We start from the raw sequence: 17083 nt of genomic DNA, 5'->3' as shown, positions 1-17083 counted from the left end.
CTGGTGAAGGGAAAAAGATACATATGAAGAACATAGTCGCGGGCATACTGGCCCACGTTGATTCGGGTAAGACCACCCTGTCGGAGGCGATGCTCTATCAGGCAGGACAGATAAGAAAGCTTGGGCGGGTGGATCATCAGGATACATATCTAGATATGGACAGTCAGGAAAAGGACAGGGGGATCACGATATTTTCCAAGCAGGCGGAGCTTAACTTTGGTGATATGCATATAGCACTGCTTGACACTCCAGGACATGTGGATTTCGGAACGGAGATGGAAAGGACTCTTCAGGTCCTCGATTATGCAGTTCTGGTCATCAATGGCATGGACGGAGTGCAGAGCCACACGGAGACGCTGTGGAAACTGCTTGAGAGATATGAGATTCCTGTATTTATATTTGTAAATAAGATGGACATGACGGGGTATGACAGGGAGTATCTCATGGACAATATCAGACACAGACTGAGTGATGGCTGTGTCGATTTTTTATGTGAAGATTCAGGAGAGCAGATCGCCATGTGCGATGAGGCCATGCTTGAACATTTCCTTGAGACTGGGGCAAATGATGAACAGGACGTGGTAAATGCCATTGCGGGCAGAAAGCTGTTCCCATGTTACTTTGGCTCTGCACTCAAGAATGAGGGCGTGTCAGAGCTTCTTGACGGCATGAACAGATATGTAGTGGAACCTGTGCGCGGGGAAGAATTTGGCGCCAGAGTGTTCAAGATAGGACGTGACGATAAGGGCGAGAGACTTACCTACATGAAGGTCACTGGAGGAGTGTTGAAGCTCAAGGATGTGCTGACGCTCAGAAACAGTCAGGGGGAGGATAGCCATGAGAAGGTCAACCAGATAAGGGTATACTCCGGTGCAAAGTATGACATGGTGGATCATGTCACTGCGGGCTGTGTATGTGCTGTTCCGGGACTGGTGAATACCTACGGCAGACAGGGAATCGGTGCCTGCCCGGATGGAGAGCTTCCAAGTCTGGAGCCGGTTCTCAGCTATAATGTCATGTACCCGACTGATGTGGATGCGGTCACGATGGTGTCAAAGCTCAGACTGCTTGAGGAAGAGGATCCCCAGCTCCAGGTGCAGTGGAATGAGACCGCAGGAGAGATATACATCAAGGTCATGGGGCAGGTACAGCTTGAGGTAGTGGCTCAGATGGTAAGAGACAGGTTTGGAATTGCCATCACATACGGACAGGGCAGGATATCATACAAGGAGACGATCGCGGCTCCAGTCATGGGTGTAGGACATTTTGAACCGCTCAGGCACTACGCAGAGGTACATTTGTTGCTTGAACCTATGGAGAATGGAAGTGGAATGTGCTTTGACAGCATTTGCAGCGAGGATGTACTGGATAAGAACTGGCAGAGACTGATACTCACCCATCTTCAGGAGCGTGAGTTCAGGGGAGTGCTTACGGGATCCCCGATCACGGATATGAAGATAAGCATCACTGCGGGGCGCGCACATCAGAAGCACACTGAGGGTGGAGATTTCAGACAGGCGACATACAGGGCGGTGAGACAGGGCCTTATGATGGCGGAAAGTGTCTTGCTGGAACCTGTGTATGCATTTAAAATAGAGGTACCACAGGAGTATGCCGGAAGGGTTCTTGCAGACATAGTGAAGATGAGCGGAACTATGGATGGTCAGGAGATATCCGGTGAGACGACAGTCATCACGGGACATGCCCCGGTATATACCATGAGAGAGTATTACAGTGAACTCACAGCATTTTCCAGAGGTACAGGCAGGCTTCAGGTGGATATAGACGGCTATCAGCCGTGCCACAACACCGAAGAGGTTCTGGCTGAGAGACATTATGATCCTGAGCTTGACAGGTTTAATCCATCATCATCGGTATTCTGCGCTCACGGTGCAGGTTATCTGGTTGACTGGTACGATGTGTATGAGAACATGCATGTGAAGGAGGATCCGGGATTTGAGATCTCAGGTCAGCTGGGGTATACAGAGGATGGTGATGTTACGGATATTCCTGTGAACAGGCCGGGAAAGAGCGTGTCGGATATGTCTATCACGGACGAGGAACTCAGCGAGATATTTGCAAGGACATTTGGCGGAGATTACAAGGATAAGGATGTGGCACTGAACGGAAGATTCAGGAGAACTACATCTGAATATAAGGTAAATGGAACTTCCGGCAGAGGAAGTGATGGCACAGCCGGAAACGGTATGTCTGCTGGTGCCGCAGGGACCTCGGTCCAGTCTGAATATCGAGGCGGTGCACGGTACAATAGAAGTCAGTCGAGAGACAGGCAGCCCGGAAATGGACCGTTTGTGGGCAGCAGACCCGCTGATAGAGGTATAGCCACGCCTGGAGCATTCAAGCGCAGAAAGAGTGGCGAGGACTATGTCATAGTGGATGGCTACAACGTCATATTTGCGTGGGATACACTTCGGGAACTGTCGGAGCACAACATAGACTCCGCCAGAGGTAAGCTCATGGACATACTGTCAAACTATCAGGGATATATGAACTGTAAGTTAATAGTGGTATTTGACGGCTACAAGGTGAAGGACAACAAGGGCGAGAGATTCCCTTATGATGATATAGAGGTGGTGTACACCAAGGAGGGTGAGACCGCGGATGCGCATATAGAAAAGCTCACACATGAGCTTGCGAGAAAGCACAAGGTCACTGTGGTCACATCGGACGGACTGGAGCAGATAGTCACCATGGGACAGGGCGCGATCCGCATGTCCTCACGGGACTTCAAGGCAGAGGTTGAGAGGGTGAACGAACATTTGAGAGAGAACTATCTGAAAAACGATTGAGAAAATTTGATCAAAACAATTAAGCTGAACTATTTGATTCTGGCTTATTTGATAGATACTTAAAAGAAAGAAGGAAAAAAGGTTTGTCAGGGCAAAAATGCCCGACGAACCATACATAATTACGGAGAACAGCGAGGCTTAACAGTGTATATAAACCAAGCTGATGGGTATGCCTTCGCAGGGGCATTTGAGCCCGCCGGTCCTTAGATGGTGCGCTAAGCAGCATCTTAGTACCGCTGCAGGGCGAAACGAGCGGGAGCGTCCCCTGAGAAGGCATACCCATCAGTTTGGTTGCAAAACACTAGAACCGAGCGTCCGTGTTAATAGGAGGGCAATTTGGCAGATTATATAATGGCGCTGGATCAGGGAACGACCAGCTCAAGGGCGATAATATTTGATAAGGAAGGCAGGATATGCTCAGTGAAACAGAAGGAGTTCACCCAGCATTTCCCGAATAACGGCTGGGTGGAGCATGACCCAATGGAGATATGGGCAACCCAGATGTCGGTGATGATGGAGGCGAGGGAGACCATGGGAATCCGCACCGAGGACATAGCCGCCATAGGAATCACCAACCAGAGAGAGACAACCATAGTGTGGGATCGAAAGACCGGCAATCCGGTGTATCATGCCATAGTGTGGCAGTGCAGGAGAACTGCGGACAGGATAGAGCAGCTTAAGGCTGAAGGATATGACAAGGTGATAAGAGAGAAAACGGGACTGATAGTAGATCCGTATTTCTCTGCAACGAAGATAGAGTGGATACTTGACAATGTGCCGGGAGCCAGGGAACGCGCAGAGGCAGGGGAGCTGATGTTCGGAACTGTTGACACATGGCTTATATACAAGCTCACAGGCGGAAGAGTCCATGCAACGGACTACACAAACGCATCGCGTACCATGCTATTCAACATTCATACACTGGAGTGGGACAGGGAATTGCTTGCAAAGTTCAACATACCGGAGAGCATGCTTCCGGCAGTGAGAAATTCCAGTGAGATATACGGATACACGGACAGAGAGATATTTGGCGGTGAGGTGCCTATAGCGGGAGTTGCCGGAGATCAGCAGGCCGCGCTGTTCGGACAGTGCTGCTTTGAGGCCGGTGATGTGAAGAACACCTACGGAACAGGTTGTTTCCTCCTCATGAATACGGGGGATAAGGCAGTTGACTCGCAGCAGGGACTTCTCACCACCATAGCCATAGGACTTGACGGAAAAGTCAGCTATGCGCTTGAGGGAAGTGTGTTTGTGGCTGGAGCAGCCATCAAGTGGCTCAGGGATGAGATGAAGCTCATAGACAGTGCGGCGGATACTGAGCGCATTGCTCTGTCGGTGCCGGACAGTAATGGTGTATATGTGGTACCTGCGTTTACTGGCCTTGGCGCTCCTTACTGGGATGCGTACGCCAGAGGGGCAGTGTTCGGCCTCACAAGGGGAACAAATAAGGCGCACTTTGTCAGGGCGACAGTTGAATCACTGGCATATGAGACATCGGATGTTCTTGCGGCTATGGAGATGGATGCAGGACTTTCAATCACAAGCCTTCGAGTGGACGGTGGTGCAAGTGCCAACAACTTCCTGATGCAGTTCCAGGCAGATATAGAGAATGCCGAGATAGTGCGGCCTGTGATCACGGAGACAACAGCTCTGGGAGCTGCATATCTGGCTGGACTTGCGGTTGGCTACTATGACAGTCTGGATGAGATCAAGGGCTACTGGAAGGCCGACAGAAGATTTAAGCCGGGGATAACTGAGGATAAGAGGGAGAAGCTCCTTGCAGGCTGGAAGGATGCTGTGGAGAGAACGAGAGTGACAAGGTGAATATAAAAATATATATAGAAAGAAAAAAACAATGGGTAATGAGAAAAGTAGGAGGGACTTATGTATTTAGTATTTGATGTAGGGGCAACATTTATAAAGTATGCGTTAATGGACGATGAGGGCAATATATCGGGAAAGGGTAAGACTCCAACCGACAGATATGCCGAGGCTGGAACTCCGGCATTTGTGGCGCAGATCAAGAAGGTGTATGACGAGAAGGTACTGGACTGTGACATAACAGGAATTGCCATGGGGCTTCCTGGACAGATAGATGTCGAGCGCGGCATAGTGTACGGCGGTGGCGGGATCAAGTATCTTGATGGTGCACATCTTGGTGATCTCATATCAGAGGCATGCGGCGGTGTGTCTGTAGCCCTTGAGAACGATGGCAAATGTGCGGCCCTCGCAGAGTTGTGGCTGGGCAATGCCAGCACGGCTACAAATGCAGCAGTCGTTGTCGTGGGTACAGGAATCGGCGGTGGAATAATCATTGACAGAAAGATCCACAGAGGCAAGAGACTTCTGGCAGGTGAATTGTCATATTCCCTCATGAACATGACAAGGGAAGAAGCTGATAATGTCAGATGCTGTGAAGAGCTGACTGTTGAGGAGACATTTGAATATAACCCGTTCATGGTAACCTCAACATGTACTGCAAGTTCCATTACATACAAGGCATCCAAGATCATGCATATGAAGCCTGAGGAGGTGACCGGTGAGATGGTATATCAGTGGATAGATGAGGGCAATCAGGAGATCGTAGATATGGTTGAGGATTCATACTTCTCCATAGCAAAGCTCTGCTGTAACCTGTACATGACGATAGATCCGGATGTCATACTTATTGGAGGCGGAATGAGTGCCAACCCGAACTTTGTTCCGGGGGTTAAGAAGTATGTGGACAAGATAAGAAAGATTACAAAGACCTACGATGGCATGGTTATCGACACATGCAAGTTCCGCAATGATTCGAATCTTCTTGGCGCGCTTTACAACTATAAGCAGAAGTATGAGGGTGTGAAATAAAATCGCAATAAAACAAACGTAAGGTGGAGATGAACTGGAACAGATGGTTCATCTCTTTTATAAATACTACTGAAAATGTAAATCTATGGAGGGAAAATTATGATAATCACAAAGAGACATGGACTCCCGGAGAATTTTCTCTGGGGAGCATCGACAAGCGCATATCAGGTTGAGGGTGCCAATCTGTCACACGGCAAGGGTCCAAGTGTGCAGGATATCAAGACAGTTCCAGCGGGAACAAGTGAGCTGGATGTGTGTGCTGATTTTTATCACAGATATGCAGAGGACATAGCCCTCATGGCTGAGATGGGATTCAAGACATTCAGATTCTCCATCGCGTGGAGCAGAGTCCTCCCAGAGGGAACCGGCAGAGTCAACCAGGAGGGAATTGACTTCTACAACAATGTGATAAATGAGTGCCTCAAGTACGGAATCGAGCCGCTTGTCACAATGTTTCATTTTGATCTTCCTGCGGCTCTTGAGAAAAAAGGTGGCTGGTCGAGAAGAGAGAGTGTTGACGAGTTTGTTGAATTTGCAAAGCTTCTCTACACAAATTATGGCGACAGAGTAAAGTACTGGCTGACTATCAATGAGCAGAACATGCTCACACTTGTGGGTGACGTGATCGGAACCTGCAACATGGAGGGCGTGACAAATAAATACAAGAAGCTTTATCAGGAGAATCACCACATGCTCCTTGCTCAGGCAAAGGCCATGAAACTTCTCCACGAGATGTGCCCTGGAGCAAAGATTGGTCCTGCCCCGAACATCTCTCTGGTATATCCTGCCACATGTAAGCCGAAGGATGTCCTGGCAGCACAGAACTTCAACGCGATAAGAAACTGGCTTTACCTTGATATGGCAGTGTATGGAAGATACAACGACCTGGTGTGGAAGTTCCTTGAAGAGCATGACGCTATCCCTGTTATTGAGGCTGGAGATATGGATATCATGGCGCAGGCAAAGCCTGATTTTATAGGTTTCAATTATTATAACACTGCAACGGTTGAGTGGGATGACAGCCCGGTTGCTGTGACGGACTCAGAAAAAAAGGATCAGCAATCAGCCGGTATTGAGCCGGGGGTATACAAGGCGTATCCAAATCCAAATCTTCTCCGCACAGAGTTTGGCTGGGAGATAGACCCTGACGGCTTCAGGGCAACTATAAGAGAGATGTACAGCAGATATCACCTTCCTATGATTGTGACAGAAAATGGTCTTGGCGCATATGACAAGCTTACAGAGGACGGCAAGGTACACGACGACTATCGTATAGAGTACTTAAGAAAGCATATAGAGCAGATTAAGCTGGCAGCAGACGAGGGCGCAGAGATGATGGGTTACTGTCCTTGGTCAGCAATTGATCTCGTGTCCACCCACGAGGGAATCACCAAGAGATACGGCTTTATATATGTCAACAGAGATGAGTTTGACATGAAGGATCTTGCGAGATACAGAAAGGATTCCTTCTACTGGTACAAGAAGGTCATCGAGACTAACGGCGAGGATCTGAGCTAGCTTGTAGTTGAGTAAAAGCACTGGGAGACTGGGTGAGAGTTGCTTGAGATTTATTTGCGATATAATTGTGCTAAAACGTAGATTTACTTGCGTAAAAGATAAAATAAAGTCCTTGCATTAATTTATTTATGTGCTATACTAAATAAAGTTACTAACATACACCAACGCGTTAAAGTGACGTGAGTTTAAATTGAGAAAACCGAGGAGAAAATCAAAACAAAAAACAAGAAGGAGGACACTATTATGATAGGCGGAGATCTGATCACCTACAGACCTGACATTCAGGTACTTGACGCAACAATAAGAGATGGAGGACTTGTCAACGATTTCTATTTTACTGACGAGTTTATAAGAGCCCTCTATGAAGCGAACATCAAGGCGGGGGTTGATTATATGGAATTCGGCTATAAGGCCTCCAAGGAAATGTTTGATGTGAACAAATTCGGCAAATGGAAGTTCTGCAACGAGGAGGATATAAGAGCCATCGTTGGAGAGAACAATACAGATCTGAAAATTTCAGTTATGGCTGATGTCGGAAGATGCGACTACAAGAAGGATATCATCGACAGAGCCGACAGTGTTATCGATCTGGTGAGGGTGGCGACATACATCAACACCATGCCTGCAGCCATCGAGATGATTGAGGATGCACATGCAAAGGGATACGAGACTACATGCAATATCATGGCAGTTTCAAAGGATCAGGAGTCGGATATCGATCTTGCCCTTGAGCTGCTTGGTAAGAGCAATGTAGATGGAATATACATTGTTGACAGCTACGGTTCACTGTACCCTGAGCAGATCAAGAAACTCGCGGAGAAATATGTCGCAGTTGGAGAGAAGTATGGCAAGAAGATAGGAATACATGCACACGACAACTTAAAGCTTGCCTATGCCAACACTGTTGAGGCAATGAGGAGTGGTGCGAGCATGCTCGATGGAACTGTAAGCTGTATGGGCAGGGGCGCAGGAAATTGTGCGCTTGAGCTTCTTCTTGGATTCCTCAGAAATCCAAAGTACAACCTGTACCACATCTTGAAGTTCATAGAGCAGTACATGGTTCCGCTCAAGGCAAAGGGAGATGCAGTATGGGGCTATGATGTGCCATACATGCTGACCGGAATGCTGAATCAGCATCCAAGGGAAGCCATCGATTTCATCAAGAATGAAAGACATGATTATGCAGATATGTACAGCTACCTTATGTACAGAGAGTAACATGCGGATTGTGGAACAACATATTTTACACTGTAGAATATGTGTAGCCGATAGAGATGCATAGTACAACATATATAGTGGGTTGGGTGCTTATTATGGTGCTCAAGATAAAGGGGAGGACTCCTGGTGTCAGTTATCGCTGGCATCAGGAGTTTTTCTTCTTTTTTTCGGGCTGTGTGTTATAATCGGATGTGTAGTGTCAAAATTTGTCAAAAAACAACAAGAGAAATACTTGGGAAGATTGATATGAGCAGCGACAGTACTTGAAAACATACAGAAATAACAGGAGGACAGCACGTGAACATAGGAATAATGGGCGCAGGCAAGATTGCCGGTGTCATGGCAGATACGATAAATAAGATGGATGATGTGGAGCTGTATGCGGTAGGTTCAAGAACTTTGGAAAAGGCAAATGCATTTGCCAGGAAATTTGATATAGATAAGACTTATGGGAGTTACGAAGAACTGGTAAGTGATGATGCTATAGATCTTATATACATTGCAACGCCGCATTCACATCACTATGAGCATATGAAGCTCTGCATAGAACATGGAAGGAATGTGCTATGCGAGAAGGCATTTACCTACAATGCTGCACAGGCTGAGGAGATCGCAGCTCTGGCAGCGGAGAAGAAGGTGTATGTGGCTGAGGCGATATGGACGAGGTATATGCCGTCCAGACAGATAATAAATGAAATTCTTGGATCAGGTGTGATAGGGGATATCAGGACAATGACCTGCAACCTGTCCTATCCGATATCAAAGATAGAGCGTCTGATCAGACCTGAACTGGCAGGAGGTGCCCTTTTAGACGTGGGAGTTTATGGGCTGAATTTCATTGTCATGCATATGGGTAAGGAGATATCAGCTATCGAATCGTCTGTCATGATGCACGAGACTGGAGTAGACGGACAGGAGAGTATAACCGTCAAATACAGAGACGGCAGGATGGCAGTGACAACCCACAGCATGTACGGAAGATCAGACAGAAAAGGTATCTTTTACGGTGAGAAGGGATACATGATAGTCCAGAATATAAATAATCCACAGTGGATAGATGTATTTGACTGCGAGGACAGACTGATAAGACATGTGGATGTGCCAAAGCAGATAAGCGGCTACGAGTACGAGGTCATGGAAAGCCTTGATATGATCAGACAGGGACAGTTCCAGAGTAAATCGATGCCTTTGTCAGAGTCTATATATATGATGAAGCTTATGGATGATATTAGAAAAGGGTGGAATAAAAAGTGATAATTATATATATACTTGGCGGAATCATAGCCATATTTCTGATGTACATACTTTTTCTCTTCGTGTGCAGTCTGTTCGTGAGAACTGACAGGCAGTATACGGAGGACAGCAGGTTCTACAGGCATCTGCTGTATGGTGTCACCGGATTTGCCATGTGGTTTCTAAGCGTGAAAATGCATGTGACTGGCATGGAGAAGATTCCAGTGGATGTCAAACCACTCTTTGTGGGAAATCATCTGTCAAATTATGATCCGCTGATAGAATGGCAGGTATTTAAGAAGTGGGATGTGGCATTTATATCCAAGCCGGAGAATTTTAAGATACCGATATTCGGCAGGATCATCAGAAGATGCTGCTTTATGCCGATAGACAGATCAGATCCGGGTAAGGCATTGTCTACGATCAAGATGGCTACCGAGATTCTCCAGAAGGGAGATATGGCAGTTGGAGTATACCCGGAGGGAACGAGAAACAGACAGGGCGGACTTCTGCCATTTCACACGGGTGTTTTCAGAATAGCCCAGAAAGCGCATGCGCCGATAGTCGTCATGGCGATACATGGAACGGAGAACATCTACAGGAATGTGCTGAGGCGCAGATCTGACGTCTATATAGATGCGGTGGATGTGATACCTGCCGATGAGGTAAAAGCAATGAAGAAGAATGAGATCAGCGACAGGGTGAGACTTGTTCTTGAGAAAGATGAAAAGGGTAAAAACTATGGGAAGGAAGTACATTTTATATAATTCACTGGCGGGCAACGGCAAATGTATGTATGACGTGCAGGCACTTGCAGATACATATCCTGATGCGATACTCAAGAAGATGACAGAGATCGCTTCATATGCGGAGTTCATGGGATCGCTTGCAGAGGATGACGAGGTTATCCTGTGCGGCGGTGACGGAACGCTGAACATATTTGTGAATGACATAAAGGACATGGATGTGAAGAATACCATCTACTATTATGCCTCCGGAAGCGGCAATGACTTTGCAAAGGACATAGGACATAACAGTCATGACACTCCGGATTACCAGATAAATCAGTACATACAGCATCTCCCGGAGGTGACGATCAACGGCAAAAAGTGGCTGTTCATCAACAATGTTGGATTCGGAATAGACGGTTACTGCTGTGAGGAGGGCGACCGCCAGAGGACAAAGAATGAGAAAACTCATAAGAACAAGCCTGTGAACTATACGGCTATAGCTATCAAAGGCCTGCTCTACGCATTCAAACCGAGAAATGCTGTGGTGAAAGTGGATGGAGTCCGTCATGAATATAAAAATGCCTGGCTCGTGCCAACCATGAATGGCAGATATTATGGCGGCGGAATGATGGCTGCCCCCGGGCAGGACAGACTGAATCCGGAGCATACAGTTTCGGTTATGGTGTTCCGCGGCAAGGGCAAGCTTGGAACCCTTATGATCTTTCCTTCTATATTCAAGGGAGAGCATGTCAAGTACGAAAAGTATGTTGATATATTCAACGCAAAAGAGGTTGAGGTTGAATTTGATCGTCCGACACCACTTCAGATAGACGGCGAGACGATACTTGGAGTTACATCATATAAAGTTAAAGCGTGGAGCCTGGATCAGAAATAAAAAAGTTTTGAAAATCCGAATAATATAAAGTTCAAAAAACTTGCAAATATGCTGACGTCATTTATACTATTTTAATAGATTGTACGCTGAAAAAGGAGGTATTGTATGCGGGAGATGCGGAGAAGTGACAGGATGATAACAGATCGTGAAGAGATAGTGGATGTACTTGATTCGTGTAAGGTGTTCCGGATGGCGGTTCACGATGAAGAGGGAATGTACATAGTTCCGCTGAATTTCGGTTATACCTACGAGGAGGATGTTCTGAAGCTTTATTTCCACTCTGCCGGTGAGGGCAGGAAGGTGGATGCTCTGGCAGCGGATCCGAATGTGGCCATAGAGATGGATACAGATCACTATCTGGTTGAGGGACCAAATGCCTGCAGCTTTGGTTATCTCTACAGCAGTATCATGGGAAATGGCACAGCCAGAAAGCTGACAGATCCTGAGGAAAAGTGCGAGGCACTCAACTGCCTTATGAATCATCAGCTTGCGAGAAATACCGAGAATATGAGATCGTTTGACAAGGTAGAAAAGAAGAAGTATAACTACTCAGACCAGATGCTGGCAGCGGTAAATGTGTATGAGATAGTTGTGGAAAATTTTACGTGTAAGTCAAGGCGATAAGTATATGGAATCTATGCAATTGCCATTGTGGTTTAAGGAATTGACGTAAAACATAATACAAATTATAATCAGACAGGATATAATGAAGCGATCATCAAGCAGACTCTTGATGATAAGTGATATAGCAGAAAGGTGAAAACAGGAGATGGATTACAACAAATTAGCGGATTTGATATTTGCAGATATAACAGATACAGTGGATGACCTTGAGAAGAGATTTCCGGAGAGAGAGCTTCCAGAGGGGGCAAGGGTAACAAGATTTGCGCCAAGCCCTACAGGATACATGCACATCGGTGGACTGTATGCAGCCATGATCTCAAGAAAGCTTGCAAAGCAGAGTGGCGGCGTGTTCTACCTCAGAATAGAGGACACTGACAGAAAGAGAGAGCTTGAGGATGGTGTAAATGAGATCATCAATTCGCTGAAGAAGTTTGACCTTGGATTTGACGAGGGACCATTTGAGGGTGGCGAGACTATATATGGCCCATATAAGCAGAGCGAGAGAAAAGAGATATATCAGACCTGTGTCAAGAAGCTTATGCAGGAGGGATATGCATATCCTGACTTTACAACAGCCGAGGAGCTTGATGAGATCAGGGCAAAGCAGGAGGCTGCAAAGGTTGACATAGGATATTACGGCGAGTATGCAGTAGGAAGAAATCTGACATACGAGCAGATAGAGGAGAAGCTTGCAGCGGGCGAGCCATATGTTGTTAGACTCAAGAGTCCGGGCGAGGCAGGAAAGACTGTTATCTACAGCGATCCTATCAGGGGCAAGATCGAGATGCCTGAGAATGTCATGGATGTGGTACTTCTGAAGTCAGACGGAATACCTACATACCATTTTGCACATGCAGTTGACGATCATTTCATGAGGACAAATCTTGTCATCAGAGGTGACGAGTGGCTTGCATCATATCCACTCCACAAGCAGCTCTTTGATCTGTGTGGATTTGCGCTTCCAAAGTATGCGCACATCGCACCTATCATGAAGCTTGAGGTTACAGTGGACGAGGAGGGCGAGCACCAGAGAAAGAGAAAGCTCAGCAAGAGAAAGGACCCGGAGGCTGCGGTTGGCTTCTATGCAGAGCAGGGATTCCCATCAGTCAGCGTGCTTGAGTACCTTATGACAATAGCAAACTCCAACTACGAAGAGTGGCATGCAGCACATGCAGACAAGACAATAGACGACTTTACATTATCACTCAAGAAGATGCCTGTCAGCGGCGCACTTTTTGACATGGTGAAGCTTAATGATGTCAGCAAGGAGATGATCTCAAAGCTCACAGCCGAGGAGTGTTACGACCTCATCATGGAGTGGGCAAAGGAGCATGACGAGAACATATACACATTTGGCACACAGGACAAGGACGGCTTCATGAAGACCATCAACCTGTGGAAGATGTCAGGCAAGAAGGTCCGCAAGGACGTCGGCAAATGGTCAGATCTGCGCGCGATGTTCGGTTATCTGTACACACCTGAGGATGAGCTGGATCTCCAGTATGAGATAGACGAGAAGTACACACCGGAGATGATCACAGAGGTTATCGAGGAGTACAAGAAGGATCTCTTCCTTGACTCAGAAGACTGGTTCTCAAGCATGAAGGTCATGGGTGAGAAGATCGGCTACTGTCCAAATGTCAAGGAGTACAAGCAGAATCCTGACGGATACAAGGGCAGCATCACAGATGTATGTACCATAGTAAGAGTTGCCATAACAGGCAAGCAGAACTCACCTGACCTGTTCACGATCATGAACGTGATAGGAAAAGACAAGACCGTGGGCAGACTGGACAAGTTCCTTGCGTGGGTGAATAGATAGGATGTATCAATTGGTTGCGAACATTAAGTTGGCATCCAATTGATGAAGATTGGTTAAAATACATTTTAGAAGGGATTGGATTACTATGAACAAGAAGATATATGACGGTTATACATATGTAGGCGGTGGCGTGTGCGCGGCCAAGGGTTTCACGGCAAATGGACTTAACTGTGGACTGAACCCTGACAAGAACAAGAATGATCTTGGAATGGTATTTTCAGAGGTGCCATGTGTGGCAGCAGGCGTGTATACACAGAACAAGGTGAAGGGCGCACCGGTCACAGTTACCAAGGAACACCTGAAGAAATCTGGCAACAAGGCACAGGCAGTCATTGTGAACTCCAAGAATGCCAACACATGCAACGCAGATGGAATAGAGAAGGCTGAGAAGATATCCCAGCTTGCAGCGGATGCCCTGGGTATAGATGTGAACCTTGTCATCAATGCTTCAACAGGCGTCATCGGACAGATCATCCCTATCGAGCCATTTGAGGAGCATATGAAAGAACTTGCAGACGGTCTCTCGGCAGACGGCAACGACAAGGCGGCAAATGCTATCATGACCACAGACACAGTTGATAAGCAGGTTGCTGTCCAGTTTGACATAGACGGAGTGACATGCACCCTCGGAGGTATGGCAAAGGGAAGCGGAATGATCCATCCAAACATGGCGACAACGCTTAACTTCATCACATCAGATATAGCGATCACATCAGAGCTGATCCAGAAGGCTCTTTCAGAGATCGTAAAGGTGACATATAACTGCCTCTCCGTAGACGGAGATCAGTCCACAAATGACACCCTTACAGTCATGGCAAATGGCCTTGCAGGCAACAAGCTCATCGACACAGAGAATGATGCATATGAGAAGTTCAAGAAGGCCCTCTATATAGTTATGGAGTGTATGACTATGATGCTCGCATCAGACGGTGAGGGAGCAACCAAGATGATCGAGTGTACAGTTGCAGGGGCACCTGACCTTGACACAGCCATTATCGTGGCAAAGAGCGTTATCCGTTCCCCACTTACAAAGTGTGCTATGTTCGGCGAGGATGCCAACTGGGGACGTATCCTCTGTGCCATCGGATATGCGGAGGCAGACTTTGATATAGATAAGGTTGCAGTTGACCTTGAGTCAGAATTTGGCGTAGTTCCAGTATGCCGCAACGGCGCAGGCGTACCATTCTCAGAGGAGAAGGCAGCCAAGGTATTGAGCTCAGATGAAATCCACATCAACATAGATCTCGGAATCGGTGACGTGACAGCCAAGGCATGGGGCTGTGACCTGACATATGATTACGTGAAGATCAATGGGGATTATCGTTCATAATATATAAAACAAATCAGGGAGACAGCCGAATGCCATTTAAGATTATTAGAAGTGATATAACAAAAGTTCATGCAGATGCAGTAGTAAATACGGCAAATCCGCACGTTGCCGTGGGAGCTGGCGTGGACTCTGCAATATATGCGGCTGCGGGGCGTGACAGGCTTCTGAAGGCAAGGGCAAAGGTTGGAACTCTGGCGGCTGGAGAGGTTGGAATCACAAAAGCATTTGATCTTCCGGCGAGATACATCATTCATTCAAGCGGACCTGCCTGGGTGGATGGAAGACATCAGGAGCCGGAGCTTCTCAGAAGGTGTTATGACAAAGCATTAGTTATGGCATATGCACACAGATGCAAGTCGATTGCATTTCCACTGATGGCTACGGGCTCTTACGGCTTTCCTAAAGAGCTTGGAATTCAGATTGCAATTGATGCATTTACATCATTTCTGCAGGAGCATGAGATGGACATTACGCTTGTGGTGTTTGATGATCATTCATATCATGTATCAGGAAAATGGTATGATGATGTGAAGAGTTTAATAGATGACGAATATGTTGCTGAAAAAAATCTGAGTGAATATCGTACTTTGTCATCGTATGATGAATGCCAAGACACTGCAAGGTTCGATGAAGAATATCTTTGCGGTCAACATAGACCTCAGTTTATGGAATATGGAACACTGGCACAGTCAGGTAAGAGTTCGGGAATACATGAAAACAACTCAAATGGTTCTTTGGACGACATGCTTAAGGGCATATATACGGACAGCTTTGAAAAACATCTGCAGCAGTTAATCAACAAAAAGAGACTTAAGAATTCAGAGGTCTACACTGCGGCAAATATAAGCAAGCAGTATTTCTCAAAGCTCCTGAAGGGCAGGATAAAGCCGTCGAAGGAAAAAGTTCTGTCACTGGCAGTCGGGCTTCGCCTGAATCTTGATGAGACTGTTGACTTCCTGGGGCTTGCCGGATACGCACTCTCACCGATCTCTCAGACGGACAAGATCGTGGAGTATCATATAGTACATAAAGAATACAGCGTCATAAAGATCAATATAGTTCTGTTCGACTATGGACTTGCCTCGCTGTCAGAATAAAACAAAGTAAAATGAGAAGGTCGCCTGCGGGGTGACCTTTTTGTTTGTTATACAGGTTATTATTAACTCATATTAAGGGAAAGCAGAGTGGACATGCCAAGGTTAATTTCTAAAACGCACGTGCATGCAGATTGTTTACACATTTGCATTTCCTGACACATAAAAACAATAAGATAAAAGAATGTGAGGTTGATGATTATGAAAAAAGGACTTACGGAGATAGTATTTATTCTGGACAGAAGTGGTTCAATGCACGGACTTGAGGCTGACACGATAGGTGGATTCAATTCAATGATGGAAAAGCAGAAGAAAAATAGCGGTGATGATGGAGAGGCGTACGTTTCGACTGTGCTCTTTGACGACTTCAGCAGAGTACTGCACGACAGGATTCCTATTGAGAATGTACCAGAGATGACGGACAATGACTATTACGTGGGTGGCTGCACAGCACTGCTTGATGCGCTTGGAGGTGCGATTCACCATATCGGCAATATCCACAAGTATGCAAGAAAAGAGGATGTGCCTGAGAAGACATTGTTCGTGATAATCACAGACGGAATGGAGAACGCCAGCCGGAATTACAGCTATGAGATGATACAGAAGATGGTTAAGCGCCAGCAGAAAAAGTATGGCTGGGAATTCATCTTCATCGGAGCAAATATCGATGCTGTCATGGAGGCAGGACGCTTTGGAATAAGACCGGAGCGGGCGGTGAATTATGTGTGCGACGAGGCTGGAACAGAGAATGTGTATGGAGCTGTAGGGAATGCGGTGCATGCGATGCGCTCATCCGAGCCGATGGCGGGGGCTGCCGCCCTCGATGACAGGGAATGGAGTACAAAGCTTGATGAGGATTATATAAAGCGTGGCAGATGACAAACAACTATATCTTCCGTTTCCGGCAGTATGAATGGGGAGCAAACTGTCTGACTCGCTTGCGTTTTGCACAGCAAAA

At 46.7% G+C, this 17083-nt stretch carries 13 protein-coding genes; all 13 read left to right on the top strand.

Going from position 1 to position 17083, the window contains the following annotated elements:
- The first annotated feature begins 23 nt into the window (after positions 1 to 23).
- The 13 genes from DW025_RS03470 to DW025_RS03410 all read left to right on the top strand — a co-directional run bounded on the left by DW025_RS03470 (position 24) and on the right by DW025_RS03410 (position 17004).
- On the top strand, positions 24 to 2810 hold the full coding sequence (locus tag DW025_RS03470) for a translation factor GTPase family protein (protein WP_119998717.1): 2787 nt from the start codon (positions 24 to 26) through the stop codon (positions 2808 to 2810).
- Between the two features lie 336 nt (positions 2811 to 3146).
- Complete coding sequence (gene glpK / locus DW025_RS03465; protein WP_117551172.1) at positions 3147 to 4634, top strand: glycerol kinase GlpK; 1488 nt, start codon at positions 3147 to 3149, stop codon at positions 4632 to 4634.
- A 60-nt stretch (positions 4635 to 4694) separates the two neighbouring features.
- On the top strand, positions 4695 to 5660 hold the full coding sequence (locus DW025_RS03460) for an ROK family protein (RefSeq protein ID WP_119998715.1): 966 nt from the start codon (positions 4695 to 4697) through the stop codon (positions 5658 to 5660).
- A gap of 99 nt (positions 5661 to 5759) precedes the next feature.
- Positions 5760 to 7178: a glycoside hydrolase family 1 protein gene (locus DW025_RS03455; RefSeq protein ID WP_117874819.1), complete on the top strand. Its 1419-nt coding sequence runs from the start codon at positions 5760 to 5762 to the stop codon at positions 7176 to 7178.
- Positions 7179 to 7421: 243 nt separating this feature from the next.
- Positions 7422 to 8396, top strand: a complete 975-nt coding sequence (locus DW025_RS03450) for an aldolase catalytic domain-containing protein (protein ID WP_015534020.1) — start codon at positions 7422 to 7424, stop codon at positions 8394 to 8396.
- Positions 8397 to 8693: 297 nt separating this feature from the next.
- Positions 8694 to 9650, top strand: a complete 957-nt coding sequence (locus DW025_RS03445) for a Gfo/Idh/MocA family protein (RefSeq protein WP_119998713.1) — start codon at positions 8694 to 8696, stop codon at positions 9648 to 9650.
- Complete coding sequence (locus tag DW025_RS03440; protein ID WP_119998711.1) at positions 9647 to 10396, top strand: lysophospholipid acyltransferase family protein; 750 nt, start codon at positions 9647 to 9649, stop codon at positions 10394 to 10396. Before DW025_RS03445 ends, DW025_RS03440 begins: the two co-directional genes overlap by 4 nt.
- The gene (locus DW025_RS03435) at positions 10371 to 11255 is read left to right on the top strand and encodes a diacylglycerol/lipid kinase family protein (protein ID WP_118017794.1); all 885 of its coding nucleotides are present in this window, start codon (positions 10371 to 10373) and stop codon (positions 11253 to 11255) included. The genes DW025_RS03440 and DW025_RS03435 overlap by 26 nt, the downstream gene beginning before the upstream one ends.
- A gap of 105 nt (positions 11256 to 11360) precedes the next feature.
- The gene (locus DW025_RS03430) at positions 11361 to 11879 is read left to right on the top strand and encodes a pyridoxamine 5'-phosphate oxidase family protein (protein WP_119998709.1); all 519 of its coding nucleotides are present in this window, start codon (positions 11361 to 11363) and stop codon (positions 11877 to 11879) included.
- Positions 11880 to 12024: 145 nt separating this feature from the next.
- The gene (gene gltX / locus DW025_RS03425) at positions 12025 to 13701 is read left to right on the top strand and encodes a glutamate--tRNA ligase (RefSeq protein ID WP_119998707.1); all 1677 of its coding nucleotides are present in this window, start codon (positions 12025 to 12027) and stop codon (positions 13699 to 13701) included.
- Between the two features lie 85 nt (positions 13702 to 13786).
- Entirely contained in the window at positions 13787 to 15031 is a 1245-nt protein-coding gene (argJ, locus tag DW025_RS03420; protein ID WP_119998705.1) for a bifunctional glutamate N-acetyltransferase/amino-acid acetyltransferase ArgJ, read from the top strand.
- Positions 15032 to 15060: 29 nt separating this feature from the next.
- On the top strand, positions 15061 to 16128 hold the full coding sequence (locus DW025_RS03415; protein ID WP_015534014.1) for a macro domain-containing protein: 1068 nt from the start codon (positions 15061 to 15063) through the stop codon (positions 16126 to 16128).
- Between the two features lie 198 nt (positions 16129 to 16326).
- On the top strand, positions 16327 to 17004 hold the full coding sequence (locus tag DW025_RS03410) for a vWA domain-containing protein (protein ID WP_015534013.1): 678 nt from the start codon (positions 16327 to 16329) through the stop codon (positions 17002 to 17004).
- The last annotated feature ends 79 nt before the right edge of the window (positions 17005 to 17083 follow it).

It is taken from the genome of Coprococcus sp. AF38-1 (assembly GCF_003603945.1).
GTDB classification, from domain to species: domain Bacteria; phylum Bacillota; class Clostridia; order Lachnospirales; family Lachnospiraceae; genus Coprococcus; species Coprococcus aceti.
Note: the sequence above shows the minus strand (reverse complement) of the source record. Positions and strands in the feature narration are given on the sequence as shown.

Excerpts from the sequence above, each read along its gene's own strand:
- DW025_RS03470 (WP_119998717.1), top strand. The coding sequence starts at position 24 with ATGAAGAACATAGTCGCGGGCATACTGGCCCACGTTGATTCGGGTAAG.
- DW025_RS03460 (WP_119998715.1), top strand. The coding sequence starts at position 4,695 with ATGTATTTAGTATTTGATGTAGGGGCAACATTTATAAAGTATGCGTTA.
- DW025_RS03455 (WP_117874819.1), top strand. The coding sequence starts at position 5,760 with ATGATAATCACAAAGAGACATGGACTCCCGGAGAATTTTCTCTGGGGA.
- DW025_RS03450 (WP_015534020.1), top strand. The coding sequence starts at position 7,422 with ATGATAGGCGGAGATCTGATCACCTACAGACCTGACATTCAGGTACTT.
- DW025_RS03435 (WP_118017794.1), top strand. The coding sequence starts at position 10,371 with ATGGGAAGGAAGTACATTTTATATAATTCACTGGCGGGCAACGGCAAA.
- DW025_RS03430 (WP_119998709.1), top strand. The coding sequence starts at position 11,361 with ATGCGGGAGATGCGGAGAAGTGACAGGATGATAACAGATCGTGAAGAG.
- gltX (WP_119998707.1), top strand. The coding sequence starts at position 12,025 with ATGGATTACAACAAATTAGCGGATTTGATATTTGCAGATATAACAGAT.
- argJ (WP_119998705.1), top strand. The coding sequence starts at position 13,787 with ATGAACAAGAAGATATATGACGGTTATACATATGTAGGCGGTGGCGTG.
- DW025_RS03415 (WP_015534014.1), top strand. The coding sequence starts at position 15,061 with ATGCCATTTAAGATTATTAGAAGTGATATAACAAAAGTTCATGCAGAT.
- DW025_RS03410 (WP_015534013.1), top strand. The coding sequence starts at position 16,327 with ATGAAAAAAGGACTTACGGAGATAGTATTTATTCTGGACAGAAGTGGT.